15 protein-coding genes, 1 tRNA gene and 1 pseudogene are annotated in these 14067 nt (G+C 72.0%); 15 read left to right on the forward strand and 2 right to left on the reverse strand.

The genetic code is table 11. The features are described 5' to 3' along the window. From ABZE72_RS11455 to ABZE72_RS11505, 11 genes and pseudogenes are all read left to right on the forward strand, one after another. A pseudogene (locus tag ABZE72_RS11455) lies at positions 1–307 on the forward strand (hypothetical protein); the annotation flags it as partial. Positions 308–348: 41 nt separating this feature from the next. Continuing rightward, the gene (gene eno, locus ABZE72_RS11460; RefSeq protein ID WP_372729161.1) at positions 349–1626 is read left to right on the forward strand and encodes a phosphopyruvate hydratase; all 1278 of its coding nucleotides are present in this window, start codon (positions 349–351) and stop codon (positions 1624–1626) included. A gap of 20 nt (positions 1627–1646) precedes the next feature. Then, positions 1647–2201 carry a septum formation initiator family protein gene (locus ABZE72_RS11465; RefSeq protein ID WP_372729162.1) on the forward strand — a complete coding sequence of 185 codons (555 nt, stop codon included), beginning with the start codon at positions 1647–1649 and terminating at the stop codon, positions 2199–2201. Further along, the gene (locus tag ABZE72_RS11470) at positions 2198–2713 is read left to right on the forward strand and encodes a DUF501 domain-containing protein (RefSeq protein WP_372729163.1); all 516 of its coding nucleotides are present in this window, start codon (positions 2198–2200) and stop codon (positions 2711–2713) included. The genes ABZE72_RS11465 and ABZE72_RS11470 overlap by 4 nt, the downstream gene beginning before the upstream one ends. Continuing rightward, a complete protein-coding gene (locus ABZE72_RS11475) occupies positions 2710–3618 on the forward strand; it encodes an exopolyphosphatase (protein WP_372729164.1) in 909 nt (302 codons plus the stop codon). Before ABZE72_RS11470 ends, ABZE72_RS11475 begins: the two co-directional genes overlap by 4 nt. After that, on the forward strand, positions 3615–4403 hold the full coding sequence (locus ABZE72_RS11480; protein WP_372729165.1) for a uracil-DNA glycosylase: 789 nt from the start codon (positions 3615–3617) through the stop codon (positions 4401–4403). The genes ABZE72_RS11475 and ABZE72_RS11480 overlap by 4 nt, the downstream gene beginning before the upstream one ends. Before the next feature lie 28 nt (positions 4404–4431). Beyond that, complete coding sequence (locus ABZE72_RS11485) at positions 4432–4950, forward strand: glycine cleavage system protein R (RefSeq protein WP_372729166.1); 519 nt, start codon at positions 4432–4434, stop codon at positions 4948–4950. Further along, positions 4947–5513 (forward strand): peptide deformylase, encoded by a 567-nt coding sequence (locus tag ABZE72_RS11490; protein ID WP_372729167.1) that lies wholly within the window; start codon positions 4947–4949, stop codon positions 5511–5513. The genes ABZE72_RS11485 and ABZE72_RS11490 overlap by 4 nt, the downstream gene beginning before the upstream one ends. A gap of 48 nt (positions 5514–5561) precedes the next feature. Then, positions 5562–5635 (forward strand) — tRNA-Leu (locus tag ABZE72_RS11495). Positions 5636–5702: 67 nt separating this feature from the next. Continuing rightward, positions 5703–7220: a cellulase family glycosylhydrolase gene (locus ABZE72_RS11500; RefSeq protein ID WP_372729168.1), complete on the forward strand. Its 1518-nt coding sequence runs from the start codon at positions 5703–5705 to the stop codon at positions 7218–7220. A gap of 126 nt (positions 7221–7346) precedes the next feature. Beyond that, the gene (locus ABZE72_RS11505) at positions 7347–8174 is read left to right on the forward strand and encodes a Bax inhibitor-1/YccA family protein (RefSeq protein ID WP_372729169.1); all 828 of its coding nucleotides are present in this window, start codon (positions 7347–7349) and stop codon (positions 8172–8174) included. 81 nt (positions 8175–8255) lie between these two features. Here ABZE72_RS11505 and ABZE72_RS11510 read toward each other — a convergent pair whose 3' ends face one another. Continuing rightward, positions 8256–9329 (reverse strand): SGNH/GDSL hydrolase family protein, encoded by a 1074-nt coding sequence (locus tag ABZE72_RS11510; RefSeq protein ID WP_372729170.1) that lies wholly within the window; start codon positions 9327–9329, stop codon positions 8256–8258. Positions 9330–9409: 80 nt separating this feature from the next. On the opposite strand from ABZE72_RS11510, the gene ABZE72_RS11515 reads away from it, so the two are divergent. Then, positions 9410–10852 carry a cystathionine beta-synthase gene (locus ABZE72_RS11515; protein WP_372729171.1) on the forward strand — a complete coding sequence of 481 codons (1443 nt, stop codon included), beginning with the start codon at positions 9410–9412 and terminating at the stop codon, positions 10850–10852. A 227-nt stretch (positions 10853–11079) separates the two neighbouring features. On the opposite strand, the gene ABZE72_RS11520 is transcribed toward ABZE72_RS11515, so the two are convergent. Further along, entirely contained in the window at positions 11080–11724 is a 645-nt protein-coding gene (locus ABZE72_RS11520; protein WP_372729172.1) for an ABC transporter permease, read from the reverse strand. Between the two features lie 230 nt (positions 11725–11954). On the opposite strand from ABZE72_RS11520, the gene ABZE72_RS11525 reads away from it, so the two are divergent. The 3 genes from ABZE72_RS11525 to ABZE72_RS11535 all read left to right on the forward strand — a co-directional run. Beyond that, complete coding sequence (locus tag ABZE72_RS11525) at positions 11955–12416, forward strand: Zn-ribbon domain-containing OB-fold protein (protein WP_372729173.1); 462 nt, start codon at positions 11955–11957, stop codon at positions 12414–12416. Further along, entirely contained in the window at positions 12374–13603 is a 1230-nt protein-coding gene (locus ABZE72_RS11530) for a lipid-transfer protein (RefSeq protein ID WP_372729175.1), read from the forward strand. The genes ABZE72_RS11525 and ABZE72_RS11530 overlap by 43 nt, the downstream gene beginning before the upstream one ends. Positions 13604–13608: 5 nt before the next feature. Beyond that, on the forward strand, positions 13609–14067 hold a 459-nt coding region (locus ABZE72_RS11535), incomplete at its 3' end, for an enoyl-CoA hydratase-related protein (RefSeq protein WP_372729174.1).

Consider the following 14067-nt stretch of genomic DNA (forward strand, 5'->3'; position numbering starts at 1 on the left):
CGAGACCGAACCGCGGCCCTACTACGTCAAGGAGTCGGTGGGGATCGCCGTGGGGCTCCTGCTGGCCGCCCTGCACCGAGCGGGCCTCGCCACGCTGACCCACACGCCCTCGCCGATGAGGTGGATCAACCAGGTCCTGGAGCGTCCCGACCACGAGCGGCCGTTCCTGCTGATCCCGGTGGGGCGACCGTCGCCGGGGGCCACCGTCCCGGCGATCTCCCGCAAGCCGCTGGCCGAGGTGCTGGTCGAGCTCGGTCCCACGCGGGCGGGTGCTCCACGGAACGACGGCGCCGCGCGGCTAGGCTGAGCCTGCTCGTTCCCATCCTCGTTACCCAGGAGCACACAGACGTGGCATCCATCGAAGCCGTCGGCGCCCGCGAGATCCTCGATTCGCGCGGCAACCCCACTGTCGAGGTCGAGGTGCTCCTCAACGACGGAGCGTTCGCCCGGGCCATGGTGCCCAGCGGTGCCTCCACCGGCGCCTTCGAGGCCGTGGAGCTGCGCGACGGCGGTGACCGGTACGCCGGCAAGGGTGTCACCCAGGCGGTGAACGCGGTGATCTCCACGATCGGCCCGACCGTCGAGGGTCTGGCCGCCGACGACCAGCGGCTGATCGACCAGACGATGCTGGAGCTGGACGCCACCCCGAACAAGGCCAACCTGGGCGCCAACGCGATCCTCGGTGTCTCGCTCGCGGTGGCGCGTGCCGCGGCCGACTCCGCCGGGCTGCCGCTCTACCGCTACCTCGGTGGGCCCAACGCCCACGTGCTGCCGGTCCCGATGATGAACATCCTCAACGGTGGATCGCACGCGGACTCCAACGTGGACATCCAGGAGTTCATGATCGCGCCGATCGGGGCGCCGACCTTCCGCGAGGCCCTGCGCACCGGCGCCGAGGTCTACCACTCGCTCAAGTCCGTGCTCAAGCAGCGCGGTCTGGGCACCGGGCTGGGTGACGAGGGCGGCTTCGCCCCGAACCTCGACTCCAACCGGGCCGCCCTCGACCTGATCGCCGAGGCCGTCGAGTCCGCCGGGCTGACCCTGGGCCGCGACGTCGTGCTGGCCCTCGACGTGGCCGCCACCGAGTTCTGCACCGACGGTGTCTACACCTTCGAGGGCGTCTCGAAGTCCGCCGCCGAGATGACCGCCTACTACGCCGACCTGGTCAGCGCCTACCCGATCGTCTCGATCGAGGACCCGCTCGACGAGGACGACTGGGCGGGCTGGAAGACGATGACCGACCAGCTCGGCGGCCAGACCCAGATCGTCGGCGACGACCTGTTCGTCACCAACGTCGAGCGGCTCCAGCGCGGCATCTCCGGCGGACAGGCGAACGCCCTGCTGGTCAAGGTCAACCAGATCGGTTCGCTGACCGAGACCCTCGACTCCGTCGACCTCGCCCACCGCAACGGCTTCCGCTGCATGATGAGCCACCGCTCCGGCGAGACCGAGGACACCACGATCGCCGACCTCGCGGTCGCGACCAACTGCGGCCAGATCAAGACCGGCGCCCCGGCCCGGTCCGAGCGGGTGGCGAAGTACAACCAGCTGCTGCGCATCGAGGACGAGCTCGGCGACGCCGCCCGGTACGCCGGCGCCGGCGCCTTCCCGCGTTACCAGGGCTGACCCGGAGCGGAGCAGTACTCATGGCCGATCGACGCACCTCGCGGGGTGGGCCCGGCGGCAGCCGCCGACCGGGCACCCGGGCCAACGCCCGGCCGCGGGTCCAGCCGACGGCTCGCCCGAACGGCGCTCCGGCGACGGCCCGACCCCGGCTGACCGGTCGGGCCGCGATCTTGGTGCTGGTCCTGGCGGTGCTGACCGTCTCCTACGCCTCCTCGATGCGGGCCTACCTCCAGCAGCGCGCCCACATCACCGAACTCAAGGAGCAGATCGCCCAGCGCGAGGTCGCCATCGACGACCTCGAGCGGGAGAAGCGACGGTGGGACGACCCGGCGTACGTCCAGGCGCAGGCCCGCGAGCGGTTCGGCTACCTGATGCCCGGCGAGACGTCGTACGTCGTGCTGGGCACCGACGGCAAGCCCCTGGAGGCCGCCACCTCACTGAGCGACCCGGCCACCGTGCTGGCGCGCACCCCCACCGCCTGGTGGACGCACGAGTGGCGCTCGATCGAACTCGCCGGCCATCCTCCTGCCCCGCAGGCGCCACCCCTCACCAAGATCGACGGGTCCAAGCAGTGACAGCACCGGACGCCCGGGACGTGGCCGCGATCCACGCCCAGCTGGGGCGCGAACCCCGAGCCATCCACGCCATCGGCCACCGGTGCCCCTGCGGCAACCCCGACGTGGTGACCACCGAGCCGCGGCTGCCCAACGGCACGCCGTTCCCCACGACGTACTACCTGACCTGCCCCCGGGCGGCGTCGAGGATCGGCACGCTCGAGGGCTCCGGCCTGATGAAGGAGATGGAGGCCAGGCTCGGCACCGACCCCGAGCTCGCGGCCGCCTACGCCCGGGCCCACGAGCGCTACCTCGCGGCACGTGCCGAGCTCGGTGAGGTGCCCGAGATCGAGGGCATCTCCGCCGGTGGGATGCCCGACCGGGTCAAGTGCCTGCACGTCCTGGCCGGCCACGCGCTCGCCGCCGGGCCGGGCGTGAACCCGCTCGGCGACGAGGTGCTGGAGCTGCTCGGCCCGTGGTGGTCCGGCGGGCCCTGCGTGCTGCCGGACGGCGCGACCGACCCCGAGGCGTGAGCGCGCCGATCGCCGCGATCGACTGCGGCACCAACACCGTCAAGCTGCTGATCGGGGCGATGCCCGAGGTCGCCGTCCGCGAGTCGCGGATGGTCCGGCTCGGCGAGGGCGTCGACCGGACCGGCCGGCTCTCCGAGGCGGCCCTGGCGCGCACCTTCGCCGCGATCGACGAGTACGCCGCGCTGATCGGCGCCCACGGCGTCGAGCGGATCCGGTTCTGCGCCACCTCCGCCACCCGGGACGCCGCCAACGGGGAGGTCTTCACCGCGGGCGTGCGCGCGCGGCTCGGGGTCGCCCCCGAGGTCATCTCCGGCGACGAGGAGGCGGCGCTGGCCTTCGACGGTGCGGTGCGCCACCTGGCCCGGCGGCCCGAGGGCCCGGTGCTGGTGATCGACATCGGGGGAGGCTCGACCGAGCTCATCCTGGGCACGGTGGCCGACGGCCCGCAGACCGCGCACTCGATGGACATCGGCTCGGTCCGACTGCACGAACGGCACCTGCACGACGACCCGCCCACGCCCGCTCAGGTGGCGGCCTGCGTGGCCGACATCGACGCCCACCTGGACGCCTGCCCGGTCGACCCGTCAGTTGCGGTGACCGTCGTCGGGGTCGCCGGCACGATCACCACCCTGGCCGCCGGCGTGCTCGACCTGCCGGCCTACGACCGGGACGCGATCGACCAGTCCAGCCCGAGCGTCGAGGCCGTGCAGGCGATGGCGGCCCGGTTGGTCGCGATGAGCGTCGCCGAGCGGCTCGAGCTGCCCTACCTGCACCCCGGCCGCGCCGACGTCATCGACGCGGGCGCGCTGATCCTGGCGCGGGTGCTCGCCCGGACCCGGGTGCCCGCCCTGGTGGTCAGCGAGTCCGACATCCTCGACGGCATCGCCTGGTCGCTGGCGCGATGAGCGAGCTGCCGCACCCGGTCACCGGAGAGCTCTTCGCCTCGCCGGTGCCGCCGGGCACGGGTTGGCCCGACGACCCCGCCACCGACCCGCGCACCGAGCTGGAGCGGCTGGGGGCCGAGATCTCGGTCTGTCGTCGCTGCCCGCGGCTGGTCGCGTGGCGCGAGGATGTCGCGGCCACCAAGCGCGCGTCGTTCGCGGGGGAGCCCTACTGGGGCAGGCCGATCGCCGGTTGGGGCTCCGCCACGCCACGAGTGCTGGTCGTGGGGCTGGCCCCGGCTGCCCACGGCGGCAACCGGACCGGTCGGATCTTCACCGGCGACCGGTCGGGTGACTGGCTCTTCGCCGGGCTGCACCGGGTGGGCCTGGCCCGCCAGGCCACCAGCGTGCACGCCGGGGACGGTCAGGAGCTGATCGAGACCCGGATGGCGGCCGCCGTACGCTGCGCGCCGCCGCTGAACAGGCCGACCACGCAGGAACGCGACGCCTGCGCCCCGTGGCTGGAGGCCGAGGTCCGGCTGGTGGCCGCGTCGGTCCGGGTGATCGTCGCGCTCGGGTCCTACGGCTGGGACGCCACCCTGCGCACCGTGCGCGCCCTGGACTGGGAGGTGCCGAGGCCCAAGCCGCGCTTCGGTCACGGCGCCGAGGCCGTCCTGACCGGTCCGTACGGCGAGGTCCTGCTGCTCGGCTGCTACCACCCCAGCCAGCAGAACACGTTCACCGGCAAGCTGACCGAGCCGATGCTCGACGACGTGCTCGGCCGCGCCGCCCGCACCGGGCGCACCTGATCGCACCGCGATTGGGGATACTGGTCCGGTGACCCTCCACGCCATCACCGTCCTCGGCCACGACCGTCCCGGCATCATCGCCGAGACCACCGCGCGCCTGTCCGACCTCGGCCTCAACCTCGAGGACACCACGATGACCCTGCTGCGAGGTCACTTCGCGATGACGCTGATCTGCGCCGGCGGCGCCTCCGACGCCGAGATCGAGGCCGCCCTGGGCGGGCTGACCGCCGACGGCACGCTCACCGTCACCGTCCGTGAGGTGCCCGAGGAGCACCCCGAGCCGGGTGAGGTGACCTCGTGGGTGCTGACCGTGCACGGCGGGGACCGGCCCGGGATCGTCTCCTCGATCGTCACCGAGGTCGCCGCGGTGGGCGGCAACATCACCGACCTGACCACCCGTCTGGCCGGCGACCTGTACCTGCTGGTCGCCGAGATCGACCTGCCCGCCTCCGTGGTCGTGGCCGACGTCGAGGCCACGATCAAGGCGGTGGCCGCCGACCTCGGGGTGGGCGCGACCCTGCGCGCCGCGGAGACCGACGACCTGTGAGCGAGCTGCAGGTCAACGACCGGCTGCTCGCCTGGTCGGCCGACGAGCTCGGCGTCGAGGGCCGCGTCCTCGACGTGGTCCGTGCGCCCGCGACCGTGCTCTCCAGCCAGGGCGGGTCGGTCGACCCGACCGCTCCCGAGACCGTGCAGCTCGCCGCCGACCTGGTCGCCACGATGCGGGTCAGCCCGGGCTGTGTCGGTCTGGCCGCGCCGCAGGTGGGCGTCGGGGTCCGGGTCTTCTGCGTGGACGTCTCCGAGCACCCCAAAACCCGCGGCCACCACGGGACCTTCGTGCTCTGCAACGCCGAGGTCGTCGAGTCGAGCCGCAACGAGAAGGCCCGCGAGGGCTGCATGAGCGTGCCCGACTTCACCGGCGACGTGAAGCGCGCGACGCGGCTGGTCGTCCGCGGTCAGCTGCCGGGCACCGGCGAGGAGGTGACGCTGAACGCCGAGGCCTTCGAGGCCCGGGCGCTGCAGCACGAGATCGACCACTGCGACGGTCTGCTCTTCATCGACCGGGCCGCGGGCGCACACGCGATCCACGCCCGCAAGACCTACTTATGACCTGACGGGTCGATCGCCCGGGGACGCCCCCGACGGGCGGCCCGCCTCGCCCCCGTATCCCAATCGGCAGAGGAAGTCGCCTTAAAAGCGATGCAGTGTGGGTTCGAGTCCCACCGGGGGCACCGACGTCGATCACCAGCACGACCGGCCCCGACGATGACCCCGCGGCCGGTTGTTCGTTGAAGCGGTGTGCGCCGTGCCCACCTTGTCGTCCCGCTGACCGCCCTCCTGCTCTGCCTCGGGCTGCTCTCCGCCCCCGAACCGGTCGAGGCGGCCCCCACCGCAGCACCGGGACGGGAGGTCGCCGAGCGGTCCGCAGCCCGCAAGGCCCCGCCCCAGCTGCGCCGCGCGGGTCGCTGGCTGGTCGATCCGCAGGGCCGGGTGGTGATCGTGCACGGGCTCAACCTGGTCTGGAAGCACGACCCGTACGTGCCGCCCGCCACCCGGGAGGGGTTCCGCGCCCGCGACGCCCGCTGGTTCGCCCGGCACGGCTTCAACGCCGCCCGGGTCGGGACCCTGTGGGCCGGGCTCACGCCCGACGCGCCGGGCGTTGCGGACCCGTCGTACCTGCGCCGGTGGCAGCGGGTGCTTGACCTGCTGGCGAAGCGGAGGATCTGGACGCTGCTGGACGCCCACCAGGACCAGTGGCACGAGACGTACGGCGGGGAGGGGGTGCCGGACTGGGCTGTCCAGCGCCCGATGCCGTACGCCGCGGCGCCGCCCGTCGTGGCGCCGTTCCCGACCGGCTACTGGACGCCGGAGGTCTCGACCGTCTTCGACAACTTCTGGGCAGGTGAGGGCGGGCTGCTGGACGGGTGGGCCGCCGCCTGGCGGATCGCCGCCGAACGCTGGCGCGACCAGCCCTACCTGATGGGCTACGACCTGCTCAACGAGCCGTGGATGGGCCGCGAGTGGCTGCGCTGCCTGGCCGACGGCTGCGAGCCGTCGTACGCCGAGGAGCTGCAGCCCGCGATGGACCTGGCCCGCCGGGAGATCCGGGAGGTGGACGCCGCCAACCTGGTCTGGTGGGAGCCGCAGCAGTTCGCCGGCGGGCAGCCGCTGGACACGTTCTACGAGGCGGTGCCGGGGGAGAAGCAGCTCGGCTTCTCCTGGCACTCCTACTGCCCCGAGGTGTTCTTCGAGTCCCAGGGCGTGCCCGGTGGCGACGTCGAGAAGTGCTGGGAGTTCGACCGCGGTCGCCACGAGCACGCCCTGGACCAGGCGCGTGAGATGCGGGCGGTGCCGATGATGAGCGAGTGGGGCGCCACCGACAACGCGCGGGCGATCCACATCGACGCGGCCGTCGCCGACGAGCACCTGATGGGCTGGACGCACTGGTCCTACAAGCGCTGGCGGGACCCCACCACCGCGGACGACGCGCAGGGGCTCTTCCGCGACGACACCGACCTGTCCAGCGTCAAGCAGGAGAAGCTCCGCGAGCTGGTACGCACCTATGCACAGGCGACCGCCGGGACGCCGCTGCGGATGCGCTTCGACACCACCACGGGCGACTTCACCTTCCGCTACCGACCGGACCGCTCGATCACGGCACCCACCCGGATCTTCGTGAGCCCGCTGCACTACCCGCGGGGTTACCGCGTCCGGGTGCGGGGCGGGCGGGTGCTCGACCGGGACCGGCGCCACCTCCGTGTGCGGGCCACCTCGCCGGGTACGGTCGTCGTACGTGTCACAGGTCGCCCGTCCTGACGGGCTCTTCCGGAACACCCGGGCCCGCCCGGTCGTTGAGATGAGTGGATCCTTCTAGACTGGGTCCAGATAGCCCGGGTGGCTCGCCAGACAGGCGTCCGCCCTCGGCCTCCAAGGAGGAGACCAATGAAGAGCAACAACCCCGTGTTCCAGCGCTCGGAAGCCTTCAACGGCACGAGCCACCAGTCCTACGCCGGCGACCCCGCGACGTGGGGCACCGGAACGCCCGGTATGCCCACGCACCAGGCTCCCGTCGAGCGGATGACCATCGACTCGGTCGTCCAGAAGACGGCGATCTCGCTCGGTGTCGTCTTCGCCGCCGCCATCGTCACCTGGATGATGACGCCGGACCTGCGCGACCCCTCGGCCAACCTCGGCCCGCTCATCGGCGCGATCACGATCGGCAGCCTCGCGGCCTTCGGTCTCTCGATGGTCAACGCGTTCAAGAAGGTCGTCAGCCCCCCGCTGGTGCTGGCCTTCGCCGTCGCCGAGGGCATCGCGCTCGGTGCGCTGAGCAAGCTGTTCGACGCGCAGTTCAGCAGCCCTGACGGTGGCAGCATCGTCACCCAGGCCGTGCTCGGTACCTTCGCGGCGTTCGCCGGCACCCTGGCGGCGTACAAGTTCTTCAACATCCAGGTCGGTGCCAAGTTCCGCACCTTCGTGATCGCCGCCGTCTTCGGCATGATCGGCCTCAGCCTGCTCGAGATGCTGCTCGGTGCCTTCGGCAACCAGTTCGGCCTCTTCGGCTTCGGCGCCATGGGCATGCTGTTCGCGGTGGCCGGTCTGGTGCTCGGCATCTTCATGCTGATCCTCGACTTCGACTTCGTCGAGAAGGGGATCGCCGCCGGGATCGAGGAGCGCGAGTCGTGGCGTGCCGCGTTCGCGATGACCGTGAGCCTGGTCTGGATCTACACCAACCTGCTCCGCCTCCTGGCCATCTTCAACCAGGACTGATCGCTCCAACGCACCAGCGAAGGGCCCCGGGCATCGCCCGGGCCCTTCTGCATGTTCGTGGGGGAGAGGAGGGCGGCCGACTCAGACCGGGTCGGCCTCGCTGACCGGTTCGGCCGCGGCGATCGTGGTCTCCTCGTCCCCCTCGGCCTCGTCCTCCTCGACCTCGTCCGGCGCGGTGCCGGTCGCCTGCGGGTGGCGGCGGTGCCGCAGCTCGACCCAGAGGCCGCGTACGCCGCGCTTCGAGCCGCCCACCTCGGTGCCGTCGAGCTCGGTACCGGGCGTCTTCACCGCACGGACGGCGGCCGTCACGACCGGCAGCACGCTCTCGCCGCGCAGGGCCTCGATCTCGGCCTCGTCGTCCGGGATCAGCCCGAGCGCGGCCATGATCGAGGGCAGCAGGACCGCCGCCAACGACCGGTAGCCGTCGACCGAGGGGTGGAACTGGTCCGGCCCGAAGAGCACCGCCGGGGCGGCCGCGAACTCCGGACCCAGGATCGTGGCCAGCGAGACCGTCCGGCCGCCCTGCTCCAGGACACCGATCGTCTGGGCGGCCGCGAGGCGACGCGACCAGGCACGGGCCACCTGCTTGAGCGGGGGCGGGATCGGCTTGATCGTGCCGAGGTCGGGGCAGGTGCCGACCACGACCTTGACGCCGGCCTCCTCGAGACGGCGCACGCCCTCGGCGAGGTGGCGCACCGACTGGCTCGGCAGCACGGTGTGGGTGACGTCGTTGGCGCCGATCAGGATGATCGCCACGTCGGGCTCGATCGGCAGGGCGCGGTCGATCTGCAGCCCCAGGTCGGAGGACTTGGCGCCGACGACCGCGAACTCGCGCAGGTGGACCCGCCGGTTCGCGCGCTCGGCGAGGCCGGCCGCGATCATCGCGCCCGGGGTCTCCTCGACCCGCTCGGCGCCGTAGCCGGCCGCGCTGGAGTCGCCGAGCAGTGCGATCTTGAACGCCGGACCCGGTCGACCGCGTCCGTACCACCCGCTCGCGTCGGGGGGCGGCTCGCCGGTGAACTCGCCGATGGTCTTGCGGGCCAGCTTCGCCTCCAGCGACAGCACGCCGTAGAGACCGGCGCCCAGCGCGCTGAGTCCGCCGCCGCCGTACACGGCTGCGGCGGCCAGTTTCCGCGCTGCTCCTGCCTTGCCCACGCGGGTCACTCTAGTGATCGCGTCGAGGGGCGGTGCGCAGGGTTTGGCGGGTTCGGCACGAGGGCCTCTAGATTGGCGGGATGCAGTACGTGAACTCGCTCCTCGACCTCATCGGCAACACCCCGCTGCTGAGGCTGTCCCGGTCCCTCACCACACCCGACGGACCCACCCTCGACACCGGCCTCGACACCGGCCTCGAGTCCGGCCCCGGCGCGGGCCCGATGGTGCTGGCCAAGGTCGAGTACCTCAACCCCGGCGGGTCCGTGAAGGACCGCATCGCCACCCGGATGATCGAGGCCGCCGAGGCCTCCGGCGAGCTCCAGCCCGGCGGCACGATCGTCGAGCCGACCTCGGGCAACACCGGCGTCGGGCTGGCGATGGTGGCGCAGTCCAAGGGCTACAAGTGCATCTTCGTCTGCCCCGACAAGGTCAGCGAGGACAAGCGCAACGTGCTGCGTGCCTACGGCGCCGAGGTGGTCGTCTGCCCCACCGCCGTCGCACCGGAGCACCCGGACTCCTACTACAACGTCTCGGACCGACTCTCCTCGCAGCCCGGTGCCTGGAAGCCCGACCAGTACTCCAACCCGAACAACCCGCGCTCGCACTACGAGACCACGGGTCCCGAGATCTGGGCGCAGACCGACGGGAAGATCACCCACTTCGTCTGCGGCGTCGGCACCGGCGGCACGATCAGCGGCATCGGTCGCTACCTCAAGGAGCAGAACCCGGAGATCCAGGTGATCGGCGCCGACCCGGCCGGCTCGGTCTACTCCGGCGGCGACGGGCGTCCCTACCTGGTGGAGGGCGTGGGCGAGGACTTCTGGCCCGACTGCTACGACCGCAGTGTCGCCGACCGGATCATCGAGGTCTCCGACGCCGACTCCTTCGCCTTCACCCGCCGGCTGGCCCGCGAGGAGGCCCTGCTCGTCGGTGGCTCGTCCGGGATGGCGGCCTTCGCTGCCCGTCAGCTGGCCCACGAGCTGGCCGGCACCCCCGAGGGCGAGAACGCCGTGATCGTGGTGCTGCTCCCGGACTCCGGACGCGGCTACCTCTCGAAGGTCTTCAACGACGAGTGGCTGGGCCAGTACGGCTTCACCGTCGAGGGTGCCGAGGCGGACCCGCAGACCGTGGGCGAGGTGCTCCGCGGCAAGGACGGCCGCCTGCCCGACCTGGTGCACACTCACCCCGGCGAGACGATCGCCGAGGCTGTCCACATCCTCCGCGAGTACGGCGTCTCGCAGATGCCCGTGGTGATGGCCGAGCCGCCGATCGTGGCCGCCGAGGTGGCCGGCTCGGTCTCCGAGCGCGCCCTGCTCGACGCCCTCTTCGCGGGTAGTGCCCGGTTGACCGACAAGGTCGAGGACCACATGTCCGCGCCGCTGCCGAACGTCGGCTCGACCGAGTCCGCCCGCGACGCCGTCACGCTGCTCGAGAACGCCGACGCGGTGCTCGTCCAGGAGGACGGCAAGCCGGTCGGCGTGCTGACCCGGCAGGACCTGCTGGGCTTCCTCGCCCGAGGCTGAGCACGCCCCAGGGCGCCACGCTCCAGGGCACCACGCAACAGGGCGGCACCCGCAGGTGCCGCCCTGTGGCGTTCGTGCCGAGCAGTCGTTCGGAGCGCTCGTACGGTGCGGGGGTCCTCAGTCGAGGAAGCCCTGGTCCTTCAGCCAGTCCTCGGCCACCTGCTCGGGGGTGACGTCGGTCGTGCCCGGGTCGGTCGTGCCCGGGTCGGTCGTGGTGTCAGGGGTGCTCATCGAATACCTCGCGGGGTGGTGAGTCGGCGGACGGCGACGAAGGCCGCGTCGAAGATCAGGGCAATGACGACGATCCCGATGGTGCCGCCGTAGACGAGGTTCTCCGCTCCGGGATTGCCCAGGGAGCGGATGCCGCGGAAGATCTCGTTGCCGAGCCCGGGCCCTCCGACGAAGACGGCGATGGCGGCGATGCCGATGACCACCTGGGTCGAGACGCGCAGGCCGGTCACGATCACCGGCCAGGCCAGCGGCATCTCGACCTGCCAGAGCCGTCGCCAGGTGCCCAGGCCCATGCCGCGCGATGCCTTGACGATGGCCGGGCTGACCGAGTCGAGGCCGGCGACCGTGTTGCCGACGATCGGCAACAGCGCATACAGGGTGAGTGCGACGACGGCGGGCGGCGAGCCGAGACCGAAGACGGGGATGAAGATCGCGAAGAGCGCCAGCGACGGGATGGTCAGGAAGAAGGCACTGATGCCCAGGATGGTGGGGCGCAGCAGGCTGGAGCGGTGCGCCAGGACCCCGAGGGGCACGCCGGCCAGGGTGGCGCAGAGCATGGCGGTGAGCACGAGCTGGATGTGCTCCACCGAGAGCTCGAGGAGGTTCTGGTAGTTGCTCGACAGGTAGTCGGTGAAGTTCATGAGCCTCCGGCTCGTCGAGGACATCGGTGACGGGACCGGAAGGACGACACGAGACGGAACCCGCGAGGACGGCTGTCACAGCCATCGCGTTCCTCCAACGTCACGGAGTTGTCCGGAATCGAACCATCGCGGACGGCTCCGTCATCCAATCGAGACCTGGTCCCTGCTCCGCTAGGATGAGAACCTGTTCTAGTTCTGTACGCGATCCGCGCAACTGACGAGGATGCACGATGACGCTCACCCCTGCGATCGACGGCTGGTTCACCAGCGGCCCCGAGCCGGCCCTGACCGGCTCCCGGTGCACGTCCTGCAGCACGGTCTTCTTCCCGCCCCGCTCGGCCGAGCCGGGTGCGGCGTTCTGCGCCGACCCGGCCTGTGCCGGGGACACCTTCGAGGGGGTCGAGCTCTCCCGTCGCGGCCGGATCTGGTCCTACACCGACGCGCAGTACCAGCCGCCGCCGCCGTACATCCCGGCGAGCGAGCCCTACCAGCCGTTCGCGCTCGCCGCCGTCGAGCTGCCCGAAGGCCTGGTCGTGCTCGGCCAGGTCGCGGCCGGGTACGGCGTCGCGGACCTCCGCGTGGGCGCCGAGGTCGAGCTCGTGGTCGAGACGCTCTACACCGACAAGTCCGGTGGTCGCACGATCTGGCGCTGGAAGCCGGTCGTCGAGCTGGGAGAGGAGACCGACCAGTGAGCAACGACGTCGCCGTCGCCGGAGTCGGCATGCACCCCTGGGGCAAGTGGGGCCGTTCCTTCGTCGAGTACGGCGTGCACGCCGCCCGTGCCGCCCTCGCCGACGCCGGGGTGGACTGGAGGGACGTCGGCCTGATCGTGGGCGGGGAGACCGTCCGCAACGGCTACGGCGGGTATGTCGCCGGCGCCACCTTCGCCCAGGCGCTCGGCTGGCAGGGCGCGTCGGTCGCCACGTCGTACGCCGCGTGCGCGACGGGCGCGCAGGCCCTCGACACCGCCCGGGCCCGGATCCTCGCCGGCATGTGCGACGTCGCCCTCGTGGTCGGCGCCGACACCACGCCCAAGGGGTTCCTGGCGCCGAACGCCGGCGAACGCTGGAACGACCCGGACTGGCTGCGCTTCCGGCTGCTCGGGATGACCAACCCGGCCTACTTCGCGCTCTACGCCCGCCGTCGGATGGACCTGTACGGGGCCACCCCGGAGGACTTCGCCGCGGTCAAGGTGAAGAACTCCCGGCACGGCCTGGCGAACCCGAACGCGCGCTATCGCAAGGCGGTGTCCGCCGACGACGTGCTCGGCTCGGCGGTGGTCTGCGACCCGCTGCACCTGCTGGACATCTGCGCGACCTCGGACGGCGCTGCGGCGGTCGTGCTGACCAGCCTCGACTACGCGCGCACGCACGGGCTGGCCGACCCCGTTCGCGTCCGTGCCGTCTCGACCGTGACACCGACCTTTCCCAACACCGTGCTGGACATGCCGCTGCTCTCGACCGACTCCAGTGCGGTGGCCGGGGTCAACGACCACACGTTCAAGGAGTCGATCGCGCGGGCGGCGTACGAGGAGGCCGGGATCGGTCCCGAGGACGTCAGCCTGGCGGAGGTCTACGACCTCTCCACCGCCCTCGAGCTGGACTGGATGGAGGACCTCGGCCTGTGCAAGCCGGGCGAGGCCGAGGTCCTGCTCCGCTCCGGGGAGACCACGCTGGGGGGCCGGATCCCGGTGAACCCCTCCGGCGGGCTGGCCTGCTTCGGCGAGGCCGTGCCCGCCCAGGCGCTCGCCCAGGTCTGCGAGGTCACCTGGCAGCTGCGGGGCCAGGCCACGGGCCGCCAGGTCGAGGGCGCCCGGGTCGGCATCACCGCCAACCAGGGCCTCTTCGGTCACGGTTCGTCCGTGATCCTGAGCCGCTGACCCCGATGGGCTTCGTCGAGGTCGACCGGCCGCTCCCCGAGGTCGCGGTGGTCACGCTCAACCGCCCGGAGCGGATGAACGCGATGTCGTTCGACGTGATGGTGCCGTTGCGCGACGCCCTGGTCGCGCTCGGTCACGACAACAGCGTGCGCGCGGTCGTCGTCACCGGCGCGGGTGCCGGCTTCTGCTCCGGCGCCGACCAGGAGCACTCCGGGGCTCCGCCGCACGTCGACGGGCTCACCCGACCGGCGTACGCGCTGCGCTCGATGGAGCTGCTCGAGGACGTCGCCCTGACCCTGCGGCGGCTCCACCAGCCGGTGATCGCGGCGATCAACGGGGCGGCGATCGGGGGAGGCCTCTGCCTGGCGCTGGCCTGCGACCTGCGGTTGGCGGCTCCGTCGGCGTACTTCCGGGCGGCCGGGATCAACAACGGGCTGACCGCCAGCGAGCTGGGGCTGAGCTTC

The organism is Nocardioides sp. (assembly GCF_041600255.1).
Taxonomy (GTDB): domain Bacteria; phylum Actinomycetota; class Actinomycetes; order Propionibacteriales; family Nocardioidaceae; genus Nocardioides.

Excerpts from the sequence above, each read along its gene's own strand:
- ABZE72_RS11480 (WP_372729165.1), top strand. The coding sequence starts at position 3,615 with ATGAGCGAGCTGCCGCACCCGGTCACCGGAGAGCTCTTCGCCTCGCCG.
- ABZE72_RS11515 (WP_372729171.1), top strand. The coding sequence starts at position 9,410 with ATGCAGTACGTGAACTCGCTCCTCGACCTCATCGGCAACACCCCGCTG.
- ABZE72_RS11520 (WP_372729172.1), bottom strand. The coding sequence starts at position 11,724 with ATGAACTTCACCGACTACCTGTCGAGCAACTACCAGAACCTCCTCGAG.
- ABZE72_RS11525 (WP_372729173.1), top strand. The coding sequence starts at position 11,955 with ATGACGCTCACCCCTGCGATCGACGGCTGGTTCACCAGCGGCCCCGAG.
- ABZE72_RS11465 (WP_372729162.1), top strand. The coding sequence starts at position 1,647 with ATGGCCGATCGACGCACCTCGCGGGGTGGGCCCGGCGGCAGCCGCCGA.
- ABZE72_RS11505 (WP_372729169.1), top strand. The coding sequence starts at position 7,347 with ATGAAGAGCAACAACCCCGTGTTCCAGCGCTCGGAAGCCTTCAACGGC.